This is a genomic window from Salegentibacter salinarum (assembly GCF_900168115.1).
Taxonomy (GTDB): Bacteria; Bacteroidota; Bacteroidia; order Flavobacteriales; family Flavobacteriaceae; genus Salegentibacter; species Salegentibacter salinarum.
Map to the genome: position 1 here is coordinate 1 of NZ_FUZC01000028.1, position 17,942 is coordinate 17,942.

General features: G+C 35.6%; 18 protein-coding genes. 11 read left to right on the forward strand and 7 right to left on the reverse strand.

What is annotated here, in order from left to right; translation table 11 throughout:
- Positions 1-41: 41 nt before the first annotated feature.
- Both B5X53_RS18405 and B5X53_RS18410 read right to left on the reverse strand, forming a co-directional pair.
- Complete coding sequence (locus B5X53_RS18405; protein ID WP_079714676.1) at positions 42-587, reverse strand: Smr/MutS family protein; 546 nt, start codon at positions 585-587, stop codon at positions 42-44.
- A complete protein-coding gene (locus B5X53_RS18410; protein WP_079714677.1) occupies positions 587-784 on the reverse strand; it encodes a hypothetical protein in 198 nt (65 codons plus the stop codon). The genes B5X53_RS18405 and B5X53_RS18410 overlap by 1 nt, the downstream gene beginning before the upstream one ends.
- 76 nt (positions 785-860) lie before the next feature.
- Here B5X53_RS18410 and B5X53_RS18415 point away from each other — a divergent pair, with 76 nt between their 5' ends.
- The 3 genes from B5X53_RS18415 to B5X53_RS18425 are packed head-to-tail and all read left to right on the forward strand — an operon-like array spanning position 861 to position 3,245.
- Positions 861-2,606, forward strand: a complete 1,746-nt coding sequence (locus B5X53_RS18415) for a T9SS type A sorting domain-containing protein (protein ID WP_079714678.1) — start codon at positions 861-863, stop codon at positions 2,604-2,606.
- A gap of 2 nt (positions 2,607-2,608) precedes the next feature.
- Entirely contained in the window at positions 2,609-2,902 is a 294-nt protein-coding gene (locus B5X53_RS18420) for a DUF2752 domain-containing protein (protein ID WP_079714679.1), read from the forward strand.
- Between the two features lie 10 nt (positions 2,903-2,912).
- Complete coding sequence (locus B5X53_RS18425; protein WP_079714680.1) at positions 2,913-3,245, forward strand: CCC motif membrane protein; 333 nt, start codon at positions 2,913-2,915, stop codon at positions 3,243-3,245.
- Positions 3,246-3,475: 230 nt separating this feature from the next.
- On the opposite strand, the gene rocD is transcribed toward B5X53_RS18425, so the two are convergent.
- Positions 3,476-4,720 (reverse strand): ornithine--oxo-acid transaminase, encoded by a 1,245-nt coding sequence (gene rocD / locus B5X53_RS18430; RefSeq protein WP_079714681.1) that lies wholly within the window; start codon positions 4,718-4,720, stop codon positions 3,476-3,478.
- 181 nt (positions 4,721-4,901) lie between these two features.
- Between rocD and rlmD the strand changes: the two genes are divergently transcribed.
- Genes rlmD through B5X53_RS18445 form a run of 3 tightly spaced genes read left to right on the forward strand, consistent with a single transcriptional unit; the run spans position 4,902 to position 7,521 of the window.
- Positions 4,902-6,311, forward strand: a complete 1,410-nt coding sequence (rlmD, locus tag B5X53_RS18435) for a 23S rRNA (uracil(1939)-C(5))-methyltransferase RlmD (RefSeq protein WP_079714693.1) — start codon at positions 4,902-4,904, stop codon at positions 6,309-6,311.
- A complete protein-coding gene (locus B5X53_RS18440; RefSeq protein WP_079714682.1) occupies positions 6,312-6,836 on the forward strand; it encodes a DUF6452 family protein in 525 nt (174 codons plus the stop codon).
- A complete protein-coding gene (locus tag B5X53_RS18445; RefSeq protein WP_232764121.1) occupies positions 6,802-7,521 on the forward strand; it encodes a DUF6048 family protein in 720 nt (239 codons plus the stop codon). Before B5X53_RS18440 ends, B5X53_RS18445 begins: the two co-directional genes overlap by 35 nt.
- A gap of 678 nt (positions 7,522-8,199) precedes the next feature.
- Here the strand turns inward: B5X53_RS18445 and B5X53_RS18455 are convergent.
- Positions 8,200-9,357, reverse strand: coding sequence for a THUMP domain-containing class I SAM-dependent RNA methyltransferase (locus B5X53_RS18455; protein ID WP_079714684.1), 1,158 nt, complete (start codon positions 9,355-9,357; stop codon positions 8,200-8,202).
- A gap of 233 nt (positions 9,358-9,590) precedes the next feature.
- On the opposite strand from B5X53_RS18455, the gene B5X53_RS18465 reads away from it, so the two are divergent.
- The 5 genes from B5X53_RS18465 (at position 9,591) to B5X53_RS18485 (ending at position 12,870) form a co-directional block, all read left to right on the forward strand.
- Positions 9,591-10,259, forward strand: a complete 669-nt coding sequence (locus B5X53_RS18465) for a ZIP family metal transporter (RefSeq protein ID WP_079714686.1) — start codon at positions 9,591-9,593, stop codon at positions 10,257-10,259.
- A gap of 1 nt (position 10,260) precedes the next feature.
- Complete coding sequence (locus B5X53_RS18470; protein ID WP_079714687.1) at positions 10,261-10,686, forward strand: DUF4268 domain-containing protein; 426 nt, start codon at positions 10,261-10,263, stop codon at positions 10,684-10,686.
- Positions 10,687-10,856: 170 nt separating this feature from the next.
- Positions 10,857-11,405 carry a hypothetical protein gene (locus B5X53_RS18950; RefSeq protein ID WP_101023094.1) on the forward strand — a complete coding sequence of 183 codons (549 nt, stop codon included), beginning with the start codon at positions 10,857-10,859 and terminating at the stop codon, positions 11,403-11,405.
- Between the two features lie 149 nt (positions 11,406-11,554).
- Entirely contained in the window at positions 11,555-12,250 is a 696-nt protein-coding gene (locus B5X53_RS18480) for a DUF4886 domain-containing protein (protein WP_232764120.1), read from the forward strand.
- A gap of 173 nt (positions 12,251-12,423) precedes the next feature.
- Positions 12,424-12,870, forward strand: a complete 447-nt coding sequence (locus B5X53_RS18485) for a hypothetical protein (protein ID WP_143533289.1) — start codon at positions 12,424-12,426, stop codon at positions 12,868-12,870.
- An 11-nt stretch (positions 12,871-12,881) separates the two neighbouring features.
- Here the strand turns inward: B5X53_RS18485 and B5X53_RS18490 are convergent, their stop codons facing one another.
- The 3 genes from B5X53_RS18490 to B5X53_RS18500 all read right to left on the reverse strand — a co-directional run bounded on the left by B5X53_RS18490 (position 12,882) and on the right by B5X53_RS18500 (position 17,372).
- Positions 12,882-14,069: an acetate/propionate family kinase gene (locus B5X53_RS18490; RefSeq protein ID WP_079714690.1), complete on the reverse strand. Its 1,188-nt coding sequence runs from the start codon at positions 14,067-14,069 to the stop codon at positions 12,882-12,884.
- A 43-nt stretch (positions 14,070-14,112) separates the two neighbouring features.
- Positions 14,113-16,206: a phosphate acetyltransferase gene (gene pta / locus B5X53_RS18495; RefSeq protein ID WP_079714691.1), complete on the reverse strand. Its 2,094-nt coding sequence runs from the start codon at positions 16,204-16,206 to the stop codon at positions 14,113-14,115.
- A gap of 212 nt (positions 16,207-16,418) precedes the next feature.
- Entirely contained in the window at positions 16,419-17,372 is a 954-nt protein-coding gene (locus B5X53_RS18500) for a DUF4382 domain-containing protein (protein ID WP_157822117.1), read from the reverse strand.
- Positions 17,373-17,942: the final 570 nt, after the last annotated feature.

Below are 17,942 nucleotides of genomic sequence, written 5' to 3' on the forward strand. Positions count from 1 at the left end.
GAGGATGAGGATAATGAGGATGAGGAAACTGATATAGAAGATTAAACATTCTGAAAGAAATAAACTTCTGTAGCACCGAGACCATATTTCTGGTAATCGGCATCATAAAATTTAAGGTTATCGTATCGACCCAATAAAAAATCCAGCTCGGCTTTTAAGACTCCCTCGCCTACCCCGTGAATAAACACAATTTTCTGAATTCGTTTTCTCATTGCGAATTCTATTTGCCGTTTTGCTGTTTCCATCTGAAGGTTCAGCATATCATAATTACTCATTCCACGGGATGAAGTGGTAAGTTTTTCAATATGCAAATCTACTTCCATTGGAGGCAGATTCCTTTCTTTAGGTTTTATACGTTGCGATTTAGGTTTTGGAGGTAACTTTTTTTCAGCTAAAACTTTTTCAAAATCAATATCATCAGATAAAGTTTCAATGGCAGTTTCAATTTTTACTAATTCTCCTTCAGAAAATTCCATTTCAAAACCATCGGTGGTTTCAATATAAACGGTGCCGGCCTCGGTTTTTAGTACATAACCTTCCAGCACATCATCTAAAACCGCCACTTTATCTCCTTTTTTCAGCTCCATTACTCGTTATTTTCATCTTCTTTGTGATCGTCTTTGGTTGCCACCCAAAAATTTGTAGCCCGGTAGAGTCCAAGCATAATTACTATGAGTCCGCCAATTTTAAAGTAAGCATGAGCATCTTCAGCAGCAATCGCGTAGATTAAAAGTGCGCCACCTACTACTATTAAAATTGAATTTATTACCTGAGAATTATTCATTTTTTTACCTGTTATCCCTTATTTGTAAAATGTTTAAAATAACGGTTCTTGTATTTTCTGCAAAGTTACAGGAATTATGAGGCAAATATACTTCTTAGCTTTTATTTTCTCTTTTTACTACGGAAATGCACAATTGCACATTTTGCCTTCAAATTCAGGAGATTCCTATATTTACCTTAGCGATCGTTTTTTATATGTTGAAGACGATATCAATTTAGAAAAGAACAATACTCCTGATACTGAAGCGAGCATTTATCTACGGAAGGAATCTCAATTATTGCAGGGAGAAAAAAGTACAAACCTCAATTCAGGAAACGGGTTAATCCCGGTTTTCCAGGAAGGTACTTCCCATGCTTTCGATTATAATTACTGGGTGCTTCCGGTAAAAGATAATATTAGTCAGAAACAATTTGGAGCAATTTTCTTTCAACCAAAAAGTATAACTAATAGCAACCCCACGCGGGTTACAGGCAGCTTAGAAGGCACATCCAACCCATTCGGAATTTCCCGGCGCTGGATTTATAAATATTCCGGTAGAGAATATAATTATTGGCAACATGTAGGTGTTAATTTTGATGTTGCGCCCGGAGAAGGTTTTACCATGAAAGGCGTAAATGGGACTTACAATAGAATCATTAACGGGGTGGAAAACAATCCCGACAATAAGCAGCGATACGATTTTAGAGGTTTACCCAATGACGGTGAAATAAAAGTTTCAATAAATAATGACCAAAATGTGCTGGTGGGAAAGCCTTTTCCTTCTGCCCTACATTTACAAAGCTTTTTAATGGAAAATCCTGCCAGTACGGGTATCGCTTATTTCTGGGATTCTCGTGAAAACGGTGATTCCCACCATCTGAAAGACTATGAAGGTGGTTACGCTTCTTACTCTCCGGGGGCAAATGCGTATGTTCCGGCAGTCCTTAAAATATATAATGGCGCCGGCGAAGAAACCGGGAATTCTGGGGAAACCGGTGGTGAAATTGCTCGAGAATACTCTCCCATTGCACAAGGTTTTATGCTAAACGGAAGGAACGATGGATATATTCATTTTAGAAGTTCACAAAGAAGGTTTCAGCAGGAAAATTCACAAACTTCAGAATTCAAAAATCAGCAGAGGAGTGAGTTTCCACTTTTAAAACTCAATATAATTGTCAATAACCTGTACACCCGCCCCCTACTTTTAGCTTTTAGAGAAGATTCTTCTAAAGATTATGATTGGGCGATGGATGCAAAGGTTTATGGAGTTTCGCAAAATGATGTGGGCTGGAATATTGAAGAAGCTTTATATAATTTCCAGGTAAGACCGTTTAGAAAAAACGATAAAATTCCGCTTCTTATTAATTTAGCAGAAGATGCTGAATTAAGCTTTCAGCTTGATGATTTCAGGGAATTTGAGAATGAAGATGTGTATATTTTTGATGCTGAGGTAGAATCTTATTTTCGATTAAATAACGACAAATTTTCAATAGATTTACCAAAAGGAAACTATAGTAATCGATTTTTTATTAGTTTTATTGAGGAAAAAGAAGATGATTTGCAATTTGAATTACCAAAAGAAGAATTAGATTTTATAATTCCTGAAGTCCTGATTGTTCAAAATAATTTAAAGGCACAATTGGAGATTCAAATGCTTGAAACCGATATAAGACAAATTTTATTATACGATCTTAACGGACAAATGATTTATAATAAAACAATACCAATGGAAACTGCAAATTATACGCTGCCTACTTCGGGATTACAAGATGCTATTTATGTCCTAAAACTAATTTCTTCTAAAAATATGGAATTCACCAGCAAGATTAGCATTAAAAATTAATTATGGAAGATTTTATGTTGCCCTGTCTTAATAAAAGCCTCTTTGGGGTAGATTGTTTTGGCTGTGGAGGGCAACGTGCCTTATTACTTGTTTTTAAAGCAGAATTTACCCAGGCATTTTTGATGTTTCCTGCCATTTATCCTATTCTGTTTTTACTTGCCTTTCTCATCCTGAATCTTTTTGTAAAATTTAAATATGATTTTCTAATAAAAATCACGCTTATTATTATGAGCGGGGCGGTAATGCTAATTAGCTATTTAATAAAAATGAATCAATTAATACAACTAACCCAATAAACCAATCTTTATGGAAAGACAACAACTACCAAATTCAACTTTAATATTAATTTTCGGTATTCTCTCAATTATAGGATGCTGCTGTTATGGAGTTCTGGGAATTATCTTCGGAATTATTACACTTGTAATGGCTAAAAGGGCTACCGAAATCTATAATGCCCAACCTGAATTATATACCGGCTACCAAAACGTAAAAACCGGAAAAATCCTTGCTATTATTGGCCTTATCCTAAGCGCTATTAGTTTAATAAGTACTATTGTAACGTTTATCATGTATGGAGGAATAGAAGGAGTTTATGAGATGCAGGAGGAAATATTAAGAGAAATTGAGCAAAATCAATAAATACTGATTTTGAATAAAAAGGAAACGGCTATTTAAAAAGTCATTTAATTGTCATCCTGTCCCGAAGGTTCGGGATTATTTAAGGATCTAAGATTTTAATTCATCAAATCATATTAGAAGCTGAAACCAGTTTGACGGAAATAATACCATTCAAATTACCTTTTTTTCTTTTAATAATAAAAAGCCAGCTGAAACAGCTGGCTTTTCCGTTTTATCTACTTGATGAATAATTATTTCTCAAATTGCTTTAGCGTAGTAGTAATAATATTCACACAATCTCTAATTTGCTCTTCGTTCATTACCAATGGTGGAGCAAAACGAATAATATTACCGTGGGTTGGTTTGGCTAAAAGTCCGTTTTCTTTTAGTGCCATACAAATATCCCAGGCAGTAGAACTGTCTTCAGAATCGTTAATTACAATCGCATTTAATAAACCTTTACCTCTTACTAATTCTACGATATTAGAGTCGCGAATAAAATCGTTAAGTAACCTTCTAAAAAGATTTCCTAGTTTTTCAGCATTTTCAGCTAAGTTTTCATCTCGAATAACCTCAAGAGCAGCTGTAGCTACAGCCCCTGCTAATGGATTTCCACCAAAAGTAGAACCGTGTTGTCCGGGTTGGATTACCTCCATCACTTCATTATCTGCTAAAACAGCAGATACCGGATAAACCCCTCCGGAAATTGCTTTTCCTAAAATAAGCATATCTGGCTTAACCTCTTCGTGGTCTACGGCAAGCAATTTACCTGTACGGGCAATTCCTGTTTGAACCTCATCAGCAATAAATAAAGCATTATTTTCTTTACAAAGTTCACGGGCTCTTTTCAGGTAGCCTTCAGAAGGCACATAGACCCCTGCTTCTCCCTGAATAGGTTCTACCATAAAACCTGCGATATTATCATTTTCTTTTAACACTTTTTCCAGCGCATCAATATCATCGTAAGGGATTTTTATAAATCCGGGTGTATAGGGTCCAAAATTCTTTCTTGCACCTTCATCGTTAGAAAAAGAAATTATCGTAGTTGTTCTTCCGTGGAAATTATTTTCACAAACAATTATTTGCGCTTCAGTTTCCTTCACTCCTTTTCTTTCGTAAGCCCATTTTCTCGCAATTTTAATCGCAGTTTCAACAGCTTCTGCCCCGGTATTCATAGGCAGTAACTTATCGAATTTAAAATAATCAGTAGCGAACTTTTCATACGGACCTAATACGTCATTATGAAAAGCTCTTGAAGTAAGCGTTAAGGTAGCCGCCTGGTTACAAAGGGCATCAACTATTTTTGGATGACAGTGCCCTTGGTTTACGGCAGAATAGGCTGAAAGAAAATCGTAATATTTATTTCCTTCTACATCCCAAACGTGTACACCCTCGCCGCGGCTAAGCACCACAGGCAACGGATGATAATTATGAGCACCGTATTGGTCTTCTAATTCAATAGCTTCTTTTGAAGATGTAATTTTTGGTAAAGACATGTTCAATTTTTTTTTAAAAATCAATAATTCTATAATTCCTTCTTTTGTGCCTCTTCCTTTAAAATAAGGTCACAGGGGAGAGAAATCATCCATTATTTAAGTTTTCGCAAATTACTAAATGTTTGTGGGAATTTTTAAGAACACAGGGAATAAATCTTCACAATTATTCTATTTTTGCGCTATGGGAAGAAGGAATAAAAACAAGGTATTTGAGGCCGTAGAAGTTACCGGTGCCGGCGGAAAAGGAAAAGGAATCGGGAAATCTCCAGATGGTAGAGTGATATTTATAGACAACGTGGTTCCCGGCGATGTGGCCGATATAAAAACTACAAAACAACGTAAATCTTACTACCAGGGTACGGCGGTTAATTATCATCAATTTTCAGATAAACGCGTAGAACCTGTTTGCCAGCATTTTGGAACCTGTGGAGGTTGCAAATGGCAAAATATGGGGTACGAATATCAGCTGGAATACAAGCAAGACGAAGTTTTAAATAATCTTGTTCGCGTTGGTAAAGTAGAGCTGCCAGAGGTTACCCCGATTTTAGGAAGTAAGGAAATATATTTTTACCGAAATAAAATGGAATTTTCCTTCAGCGATAGCCGATGGTTAACTCCCGAAGAAATAAATAGCGGAAAAGATTTTGACGATAAAAATGCCCTTGGCTTTCATATCCCCGGAATGTGGGATAAGATCCTGGATATTAAAAAGTGCCACCTTCAGGAGGATCCCAGCAATGCGATTAGAAATTTCATAAAAGAATTTGCTACATCTAATGGTCTTAGCTTTTTTAATGCCCGGAAACAGGAAGGCCTATTAAGAACTTTAATGATTCGCACCTCTTCTACCGGAGAAATTATGGTTTTAATCCAGTTTTTTTACGAAAACAAAGAAAAGCAGGAATTATTATTAGATGCGGTAATAGAAATGTTTCCTGAAATCACATCCTTACAGTATGTGATAAATGAAAAAGGAAACGATACTATTTACGACCAGGAAGTAATTTGTTATAAAGGCCGCGACCATATTTTTGAGCAAATGGAAGGACTTCAGTTTAAAATAAACGCCAAGTCTTTTTATCAAACCAATTCGGCTCAGGCTTATGAATTGTATAAAATAACCCGTGACTTTGCCGATTTAAAGGGAGACGAAATAGTTTACGATCTATATACAGGGACCGGCACTATCGCTCAGTTTGTAGCAAAAAAAGCTAAAAGAGTAATTGGAGTTGAAGTTGTTCCGGAAGCTATACTTGATGCCAAAGAAAATGCTGAACGCAATCAGATTAACAATGCCGAGTTTTTTGTTGGCGACATGAAAAAAGTTTTTTCTGAAGAATTTATCAATAATCACGGCCAGCCAGACGTTATAATTACCGATCCGCCACGAGACGGGATGCACAAAGATGTAATTGCTCAAATAATTGGTATATTGCCAGAGCGCATTGTTTACGTGAGTTGCAATTCTGCCACGCAGGCCCGGGATCTATCTATGCTTGATGAATATTATAAGGTTACCAGGGTACAACCGGTAGATATGTTTCCGCAAACTCATCACGTAGAAAATGTTGTGTGTTTAGAAAGAAAATAAATGAGTAAAAGTTATTTAAAAATTCTTGCAGCGAGTGTAGTTTTTCTAATGCTCATTATGGGTTGCCAGCGCGACGATATTTGTCCCGAAAGCACCCAAACTACACCTATGCTCATATTGAGTTTTTATGATGTAGATGATAGGGAGAGCTATAAAAGACCTACCAACTTAAGCGTAAGGTCTATGGTAGCCGATTCTGTAAAGACTTTATATCGAAGAATAAATCCTGATACCATTCAAATTCCGCTAAGGACAGATCAAAATACTACCACCTATACTTTTACCCTTTATGATGCGGAAGAAGATGAGGAAGATCCAGAATTTACACCAGATACCGATACTTTAACCTTTACCTATGGCACCGAAGAAGTTTATGTTAACCGGGCTTGTGCTTATAAAGTAATTTATAATAGCCTAAAATTAACCATTGAAGGCGGGGAAGAAGACGAATGGATAGATTCTTATATTATAGATGAACCCAATATTGAAGATGATACAGAATCACATATCAGCATATTTTTTTAGCATATTATTCCTACTCCTTGCTGCTCCATTGTTAAGTCAGGAAACAACTGTACAGGAAAAGACGGTACAGGATAGCCTGGCCAACCGTGAGAAATTCGGGCTTAGGGCTGGCGTCGATATTAGCAAACTTTTAAGAACGGCTTTTCAGGATGATTATTCCGGTTTTGAGATTTTAGGTGATTACAGGGTGTATAAAAATTATTACGCTGCCGCGGAATTAGGAAATGAAAGTATTGGCTATTCTGAAGACAATATTAGCCTTACTTCTCGCGGAAGTTATGTAAAACTTGGTGTTGATTATAATGCGTACGAAAACTGGACAGGAATGGAAAACCTGATTTTTGTTGGGGCGCGGTATGGATTTTCAACCTTCACACAAGATGTTGAAGAATATCGAATCTATACCACCAATCCTTTTTTCGAACCGGATATTCGTTCTGAAACCATAGAATATTCAGGATTAACCGCGAATTGGGTTGAATTGATTGCGGGGATTAAAGTTGAAGTGCTTAATAATTTATTTCTTTCCTTTAACGTTCAGCTGAAACGCAGGTTATTTCAAAGTACACCAGATAATTTTGACAACCTCGCCATTCCAGGCTTTAACCGAACCTACGACGATAGTAATATTGGAGTTGGTTATGGCTACACCATTAGTTATTTGATTCCTTTTTATAAGAAATAGAAAATGCTGAAATTCTTCTTCTTTATTTTACACGGATAAATTTCTTAAATTAACACGTATAATAATAGAGCTATGAATACAAAAGGCACTTTAAAGCTCACGAATAAAAAAGTAACGAGAATTTGGAGATTTCTCCTTTCGTAAAAAGTATTTCTACCGGAAAAAAGCTCCCACCCGATTTAGACTGTAAAATGGAATATTCTGATCACTTATTGCAAAAATATAAATGTGCAGGAGAATTTTTATAGATACTAACATAGTTCGGGATTTACTGGGAGAAAGAGAATCTTTTTATAACCTGCTGGGCAACTTGCAACGTTGGCAGATATAGGATGTATCATCTTAATAGTATTACTTATATCTTTTGAAACCGTAACCTACTTTCTATCCAAATTTGAGTCCCCAAAAATTGCAAAGGAAAAACTCAGTAAACTCAAGATTTTATGTGAGAGTTCTAAAGTTGATGAAGAATAATCGAAAAAGGACTTAACTCAGATTTCAAAGATTTTGGTGATTCTCTTCAGTATTTTAGTGCAATTGCTTCATCAGAATGTGAAATTATAATTGCCAGAAATGGAAAGGATTTTCAGAAATCTTGTCTTCCGGTAATGACCGCTAGCGAGTTCCTAAAAAGCTTCCAGAGAAATAACTCCGCGCAATAATAATTTATTCAAATTCCTACTCTTGAAACTTCGCTTTCTTCGATCCCTGGTAAATCTGGTATTTCAATAATTTAGATTCCAGCGCACCATTATAGAGCTTAATTTTTCGGGAAGGTCTTAGGCCAACGTGTTTTATTGCTTCAAGATTAGAAGTGATAAACCAGGCATCGGTTCCCGGGTATGCTTGTTTCAGCGTATCCCCAATTTCTTTATAAAATTTTGGCATATCAATCTCTAATCGCTCGCCATACGGCGGATTAAATAACATATGTAAATGCCTTTCGCCTTCTTTTTCAGATGCAAAGAAATCCTGTCTTTTTACTTTTATAAATTCAGTAAGATTAGCATTTTCAACATTATCTATGGCTTTGTGAACTGCCGAAGGAGCGGTGTCATACCCTTGAATTGTAAAATGAAATTCCCGTACTTTTTTTAGCACAGATTCTTCAATTTTTTCAAATAGATCTTCGTCCCAATCTTTCCAACGTTCAAAAGCGAATTCTTTTCGGTTTAAATTTGGCGGAATATTGCACGCAATCATTGCGGCTTCAATTAATATAGTTCCACTCCCACACATAGGATCAAGGAAATCACACTGCCCGTCCCAACCTGAAAGCAATAACATTCCCGCAGCCAATACTTCATTTATCGGCGCAATATTGGTCGCAGTTTTATAACCACGTTTGTGTAAAGACTGCCCAGAAGAATCAAAAGAAACATTACAAAAATTCTTTTCAATATGGATATTAATTCTCAAAGTTGGAAAATCAAGATCTACATTGGGTCTTTTATCAAATTTATCCCGAAACCGGTCTACAATAGCATCTTTTGTTTTTAAGGAAATATACTGGGAATGCGTAAAAGTTTCTGAATGTACCGTGGCATCAATAGCCAGGGTGTCATCTACATCCATAAAATCTTCCCAGGGTAATTCGTAAATCTTCTTATAAAGATCTTCTTCTGAAAATATTTTAAAACTTTGATATGGTTTAAGGATTTTAATTGCAGTTCTAAGGCATAAATTAGCCTTATACATAAAGCCTTTATCGCCTACAAAACTTACATTTCTGGTTCCTTCTTTAACATCCATAGCGCCAAGTGCCATTAATTCTTTAGCCAAAACTGGCTCAAAACCATACATAGTCTTGGCAATCATTTTAAAATTATTTTCCATATCGGTTTTTTACAGTCCACAAAAATAGGGTAATTTTGCTGAATATTAGTATTGCCGGCTGGGGATGCTGAAATTTCGCGAATGCTTTTACGACTTAACTTTTTAACTCCTAAAACAAGGATTGGGAATCGTTGTGCTGGTGTTAATTTTTTATTTTTCAATCCCGATTAAATTCGGGAAAGGCCTTGAGGCGTGTCCCGGGGTATTTTTACTAATTATTTTTGAGCTAATTAATGATCTATATTTTACCCCTTCTCTCTGTATTTGCCGGTTATCTTATCGCCATTTTCTTAAAACCCTCCTCCTCAGTCGGTTTTAAATTGCTGCTTAGTTTTAGTGGTGCGTATCTCCTGGCGGTTACCATTTTTGAATTACTCCCCGAAGTGTATTTAAACGGGACCGAGGAAGTTGGTATTTTTATTATGCTGGGCTTGCTGCTGCAAATAATCCTGGAATTTGTTTCAAAAGGAGTTGAACACGGGCATTTGCATCACCAGGAAGGAATGAAAAAATTCCCCATTTTACTTTTAATTAGTTTAAGCATCCACGCCTTTTTGGAAGGTTTTCCTATGGATGAAGGCGATCATATTCTACACGGAGTCGTGATTCATAAAATTCCGGTTGCTACCATTCTTTCGGTTTTTCTTATTCATTCTAATTTGAGTAAAATTAAAATCGGATTGTTCCTCGCGGTTTTTGCTTTGATGACGCCTTTGGGAAGCTTCTTTAAATCGCAATTCAGTTTACTTCAGGATATTTCAATTTATATTAATGCGCTGGTAATTGGTATTTTTCTGCACGTTTCAACTACTATTTTATTCGAAGCTTCTAAAAATCATAAGTTCAATCTTTCCAAGCTGGCGGTAATTGTTGGCGGAATTCTACTCGCCTACTTTATCTAATATGTTTAGCAAAGCCGAAAGCAAAAAATTAAGACAGCAGTTCTGGACGAGCTTTGGCATCGTTTTTCGCAGAAAATGGTTACTTTATAACACCGGGATTAAAGAGCTTGAATTAAAATTTACTTTTAACCGAAAATTTGCCCAGGTTTCTTTAGATGTTATAGATGAAGATCCGCTGATTCGTGCATATTATTTTGAAAAGCTGCTTTCGCTTAAAAAAATCCTAACTTCAGAATATCTAGCCGATGTAAAATTTGAAGAAGAATACGAACTTCCTGAAGAAAAAATAATTTCCCGGGTTTGCGTTCAGCTAGAAAATGTAAGCATCCACAGTCGTAACCAATGGCCGGAAGCGATGAAATTCCTAAATGATAATATGGAACAAATGGAAGCTTTTTTTGTGGAGTATAAAGATCTTTTTAGGTAAAGTCTGTATTCAGATATTACTTCATACTATTGATTCCTCATCTTTTTCAGAAAGAATACCAGACCATTATTTTTTAAAAAACATATCCTTTTAATGGTGTATTTTAGGCTGGATGTAAACCATTTACTTAAATATTATCCAGTCTTAAAATGAAAATACAAAGCTTAATAATGTTAGCAACATTGTTCTGTTGTATACACGTAAATTGTCAGGAAGAAGAACAGTACGATTTAAGAATATTCTTTACCAATTATAAAAATTATAAAATTGCTTATCAAAAGTCAGAAAAAAACACTCAAATAATTATCCATAAAGAGATCTCCAGAACTAATATTAGTAACAGTGATTACTTAAAAATGAAAAAAATAGTTACAGAAGAGGAAAATGACGGTCTTAGAAAACTTATTCAAATTGGAGAAAATTATAGAGAATATGAAACCGATACTTTAATTATTAAAAACGGTAGTTCTATAGTAGAGATCGTGGATAACTTTGTTGAAAATTGGGAAAGGAATAAAAGTCATCAGGAATCATATCCGGAGAATCGATTAATTTTAGATGGTTATGGTTTAATAATTTTTTTAAAGAAAAATAATATAACTTATGAGAGTATTTCCGTACGCACTCCTACGGCTCAATCGCATCCTGAAATTTTTGAATTATATAGTAAAATAGAGAGTTTTTATAAAAAGAATGCAAAAAAGCCGGTTATAGAATAAGACAGTATGAGAAAAATTTTACTATTACTAACATTCATTATTATTTGGGGATGTAATTCAAAAAAAAGGACAATACCAAAGAAATAAATGTTTTATTCGTGGGAAATAGCCTGACCTACTATAATGATATGCCGCAGATGCTGCAAAAAATGCTCAATGAAACTAATTCCAATATTAAAATAGATCAAATAACATTTCCAGGGATCTCTTTAAGTAAACATCTGGATAATATAATTGAAGAATCATCGGAAGATCACATAAGGACCCGGCTAAAACAAGAAGGTGATACAACCGCAACCGAAAAGAAAATTCAGGAGAAAAAATGGGATATCATTATAAAGCAAACTGGTACCGTTGCCGTTTTAATCCCGGAATCAAGAAAATACAAAACTGATCCGGCTATAAAACAAATAAAAAAATTAAATGATAATGATAACTCCAGATATATCTTATTCAATACCTGGACTGGAAAAGTGGAGTATCCGGAGCAATATTGCTATTCTGGATTTATGCTAGGAGATTCATTTAATAGAGATGAAAGATATTGTTCTCCCGAATTGGTTAATGAATTACAGTACCTAACACTTATTAATGAAAACTATGCCGCTCTCGCAAAAGAAAATTCCCTTGAGTTATCTAAGCATGGTGACATATTTTACAAAGTTTCTGAGAATAACCCAAAAATTAAAATTTTAGAAGATGACATACATCCTTCTAAATTAGGAGCATTCTTAAGTGCCTGCATATTTTATGCGATGATTACAAATGAAGATGCGAGTAATTTAGAATACAATGCAGATTTAGATACACAGCTAGCAAACGTTTTAAAAGCTTCTGTAGAATAAACTTCGACTAAGATGTCCCGCGTCATATCCCATTGGGATTCCTTAAAACTATTAAGTATCTTTTAATAATTGTTTAATCTTATTTAACAGATAATTTTTCAGTTTTCCTGTAAATTCATTACAAATACTTACTACTTCCAATTAAGGAATGTATTACAAAGGAAAGAGAGGAAATGATGTTGAGGAAACCTTCTGAAGTAGACCACCTGGAAAAATATTATATTGCTAATTATACTGCCGCGATATACTATAAACATTGTATTCTAACAACCAAAAAAATCTTTTTAAAGAAACTGTTTAAGTCTTTATACAATCATAAAAAAGCATTGAAAGACGATTTAGACCGGCATATTTTAGAAGCAAGAGACCAGGAATACCTGGATCAACTTTTATTAAAATGCAAAAAAGAAGTGCTTAAAATGCAGCAGAATTTAAGCAAGAATACCAACCCAAAATCGGGACAAATTTGTACGGAAATGGAAAGGCGCTTTTTCAACCAGCTGCATCAAACCCTTCAAGTATTAACAGACGGAAGTTTGCGAAATACCCTATTGTCTCACAAGCATAAATCTAAAGCTTTACAGGAAAGATTACTCCTGGTAAGCAAATACCTTATATAACTAACTACGTATTAAATCCCCAGGTTATAAGTCTGTTGTGCGATTTCCAGTTCTTCATTCGTCGGAATCACCAGAACCTGAACTTTTGAATCTTCAGCATTTATAGTTCTTAATTCTTTTAGACGTTGTTTGTTTTTCTCTTCATCCAATTTAATTCCGAAAAACTCCATATCTGAACAAACCAACTTGCGAATAACATCGCTGTTTTCTCCAATTCCCGCTGTAAAAACAAGGGCATCTACCCCATTCATTGCAGCCGTATAAGCACCAACGTATTTTTTAATTCGGTAGGCATTCATATTTAGGGCTAACTGGCATTGTTTATTTCCTTTTTCGGCCTGTTCTTCAATATCTCTAAGATCGCTATAACCGGTAAGGCCGTACATCCCACTTTTATTATGTAAAATATCGCTTACTTGCTGTGCTGAATATCCTAATTGCTCTACCAGATAAAAAATAACAGACTGGTCTATATCTCCACTCCTGGTTCCCATAATAAGTCCGTTAACCGGTCCAAAACCAAGCGAATGGTCCATACTTTTTCCATCTTTTACCGCCGTAATACTACACCCGTTTCCTAAATGAATACTTATAATTTTCGAATTCTCTTTTTGCAAATATTCAATTGCTCTTTCAGTCACATATTTATGACTGGTGCCGTGGAATCCATATAATTGAATATGATGTTTTTCAGAAAGTTCAATAGGAATAGCATACTGCGAAGCTTCATTAGGAATACTTCTATGAAATGCCGTATCAAAAACCGCTACCTGGGTCGCGTTTGGAAATAGTTTTTCTGCAACCTCAATTCCTTTTAAGTTTGGAGGATTATGCAAAGGTGCCAGGGAAAAATATTCTTTAATCTTAGCCTTAACCTTTTCGTCTATCACTATGGTTTTTGAGAAACTATCCCCACCGTGAACTACCCTATGCCCAATAGCCGGAATTTCTTCAGCATTTTTAATTACTCCTTTTTCAGAATCCATTAAAAGATCTGTGATTGCTTTTAATGCTATAGCATGATCTTTTGCTGAAAGTTCTTCAGAAACTGATTCATTTTTAGTTTTATAATGAAGTTTTGAACCTTCCAATCCTATACGTTCAACCATTCCTGACGCTAAAACTTCTTCTGATGGCATTTGTATTAATTGAAATTTTAAAGATGAACTTCCTGAATTTATAATTAAAATATTCTTCATTTGTTTGGTTTTGAGTCCAGCATTATACTGGTTTCATTCTGAATTAAATTCCTTGTGCCTGGATAGCAGTTAAGATTACTGTATTGTAAACATCGGCCACGGTACACCCGCGGCTTAAATCGTTTACCGGTTTGTTTAAGCCCTGAAGCATGGGCCCTATGGCCAAAGCGCCGGTTTCTCGTTGTACAGCTTTATAAGTATTATTTCCGGTATTTAAATCGGGAAAAATTAAGACGTTGGCCTGACCTGCAACTTCAGAACCGGGTAACTTACTTTTTCCTACACTAATATCTACTGCCGCATCATATTGAATTGGACCTTCAATTTTAAGATCTGGTCTTCGTTCTTTAACTATAGCCGTAGCTTCTCTTACCCTGTCTACATCTTCACCTTTTCCTGAAGTTCCGGAAGAATAAGAAAGCATCGCAATTTTTGGTTCAATTCCGAATGCCGCAGCACTCTCTGCCGAAGAAATGGTGATTTCTGCTAATTCTTCCGCAGTAGGATTAGGATTAATCGCGCAATCTCCAAATACTGAAACTCTATCTTCTAAACACATAAAAAATATAGAAGAAACAACCGAAACATTTGGTTTGGTTTTTATGAATTGCAAGGCCGGTAAAATTGTATGCTGGGTGGTATGTGCCGCACCAGATACCATTCCGTCTGCGTGACCTTTATAAATCATCATAGTCCCGTAGTAAGAAACATCGCTCATACGGTCTTTCGCCATATCCATATTTACACCTTTATGCTTTCTTAATTCGTAAAAAGTTTCAGCATAATCCTGGAAATTTGGAGAGTTTACAGGATCCACAATATTTATTTTTGAAAAATCAAGATCTAGTGCAATTTTAGCGACGGTTTTCTGAATCGTATCAAAATCTCCCAGCAAAGTAAGTTCTACCAGATCCATATCAATGAGGCGTTTTGCTGCTGCAAGTATACGTTCATCGGTACCTTCTGGCAGGACAATATGCTTTTTACTTTGTCTGGCACGTTTTACCAAATCATATTGAAACATCCTGGGAGTTCTACCCTGGGGTTTATAATTGGTAAGTTTTTCTACCAGCGGATCAAAAGATACATAGCGTTCAAAAATACTGATGGTAGTTTGTATTTTTTGAATACTATCAGCATAGATATTAGACTTTATGGCACCTACTTTATTAGTCACTGCAAAAGTTCCCTCCTGAACTGAAATTATAGGAACAATATCAGATAGACCTTCAATTAGTTTTAAAATTGATTCTTCCGGCCTTAAACCACCGGTTAAAATTATTCCTGAAATTCTTGGGTAATTGCTAGAAATATTGGCTTGTAATGCGCCTAAGATAATATCGGCACGATCCCCTGGGGTAATTACTAAGCTTTCATTTTTTAGAGTAGTTAGATAATTTCTAAGCTGCATGGCGCCAACTCCAAAATTCCCGGTTTGATTATCAAGAAAATCGTGCCCAAATAAAACCGTCCCGTCCAGTGCTTTTACTATTTCTTTTAAAGTAGGATTGTTAAGTGTATCGATTAACGGAATTGCAAATACATCAACTTCCTGCGGTAAAAATCCGCGCATATTCGTTGTTGCAGGCTCCAGGTTCTCTTCCTGAATTTTATTGCTAACCATAGCAATAACCTGAACTTCCTTATCTCTAAACGCACGATAGGCCATTTGCTGGTTTCCTAATAATTCTTCCCAGCTCTTAAATTGACCGCTCACTACAATTATAACCGGTATCCCTAAATTTTTAGCGATTACCACATTTACATCAAACTCAAAAACACTACCCTCTCCAGAGAAATCGCTACCTTCTACCAGGATAAAATCAAATTCATCTTCCAGCTTTTTATACTTGGTAATTATAGTATCAATAATCTCCCCCGATTTTCCATCATTTGTTTTCTGAATTACCTCACTTCGGGTAAATGCAAAAGTATCTTCATAAGGGATTTTTAAATCAAAATAACTTAAAACTGTATCTATGTGATTGTCTTTTTCGCCTTTCGGAACATCGTTTATAATAGGCCTGAAGTATCCTACTTTTACCATTTTTCCTAAAAGTGTTCTCATTAGTCCTAACGAAATCATAGATTTTCCGCTGTGAGATTCCAGCGTAGCAATATAAATTCCTTTGTTCATAGTTTGTAAATTGGTTAGGCAAAAATAAAGTTAATAAAAGAATTATGCTTTTAAGTTATTCTCAAAAGAAACTAAACCTGACATCTATCAGCTTTTAAATAAATGAAACAATTTAGAAAAAGGCTTACCGCAAATTCTCATTCAAAGTTTTATAATTTGAATCAAACAAAAAAACCACCCGAAGGTGGTTTTATCATTCAATTCCCGGGATTTTAAAGGTCCAGTAAACCAACCAGTAGAATATCAAAATCTACTTCTGAATTTGCCCCTACAGAGAAACCTAAAAGATCTATTTCTGAAGTAGTAGTAGCTTCTATTTCACCTTCTAGTTCCAGCTCACCATCGGCATTTTCATCTGAAAAAGAAACAAAACGTAGTTCATATTCACCTTCTTCTACAAAATGAATTTCAAACTCTCCTGAAGAATCATTTACCTTACTACTTGCTGTGGCGTTGGCAAATAACACTCCTTCCCCATTGGCCAAAGTTTCATCTTCGCTATAAGCGCCATCTTCATAAGCAAAAACTACAATAGTTTCAGATTCTGTAGTTCCAAAATCACTTACTGTACCGGTAATTGTACCTGCTTCAAGACTATTTACAGCTCTTATACTATGCGCTAATTCACTATCATTTACAAATTGATATTCTCCGGCAGAATTTGTAACAATAGATTTTCTAAGGTCGAAATCTAAAATAATCTCATTATCGTCATTTTCCTGGATTTCCACCTGATCGGTAATACTAATTTCGCCTGAAGAAGTAGCCAGAGCATTTTTCTCACCACCACTGGTTAATACATAATTAGCCGGTGCTTCCTCTGAAGCATCTGTTTCATTGTCTAAGGTTAGACTAATCTCTGAAGTGGTTCCGCTTTCCAGTTCCACATCTCCCAGTAATTCGGTTTCACCATTCTGTAAACTACTAAGATTTACAGTGGTTTTTTCGAAACCTTCAATAGTATTACCATTTACACTAACCCCGGTAACCGTAATAAATACCCCTTCAACTTCTGCATTATCAATTGGGGCATCGGTAAGATATACCTCGGTATTATAAGTGTCTGGTTGTGGCTCGCCGGTATCCACATCATCATCGTCATCTGAACATGAGACCAGAAGTCCCATTGATAACATTAAAATTCCTGTTTTGAATAAATACTTCAAATTCATAAGTTTTTAGTTTTTCGTTGCTTTCGCAATAGTTAGTAATTAATAGATTTGATTAGCGCATCCTGCGCAAGTAATTATTCGTTATAAAACTGGTTTTAAGTTCTGCCTTATTAACGGAGGGGAAATAGGACTATTATTCAAAAATTATGATTTACCAAAGGTTTAACAATCCTTAAGAAACAATTAAAAGAAGACAATTGAAAAGAAATAGTACAGGAAATACTGTAAACAGAATCAGAAAGAGCTGGACGGGACATTGACGGGCTTAATTTCATCTAAACTTTACCGATCGGGTAGAAAGGTAAGGATTATTTCCCTACCTGTCCTCCCACACCACCCAGCATACGGTTCCGTACTGGGCGGTTCCCTAATTTACGTTCTAACTTTAAGGTAATAGTCCAGAAGAGAAGTGTAACCAGCCTGTCTCAGTCTGTGGATGGTAATAGTCCTTTTGAGGATAAAGCTGTTAGCTGTATGCCAGTAGCTTTTCCTCGTGTTGGCATATTCCCACGCTTTCCACTTGTTCAGGCCAAGCTTGATAAGCATCTTTCCTTTCGTGCGGAT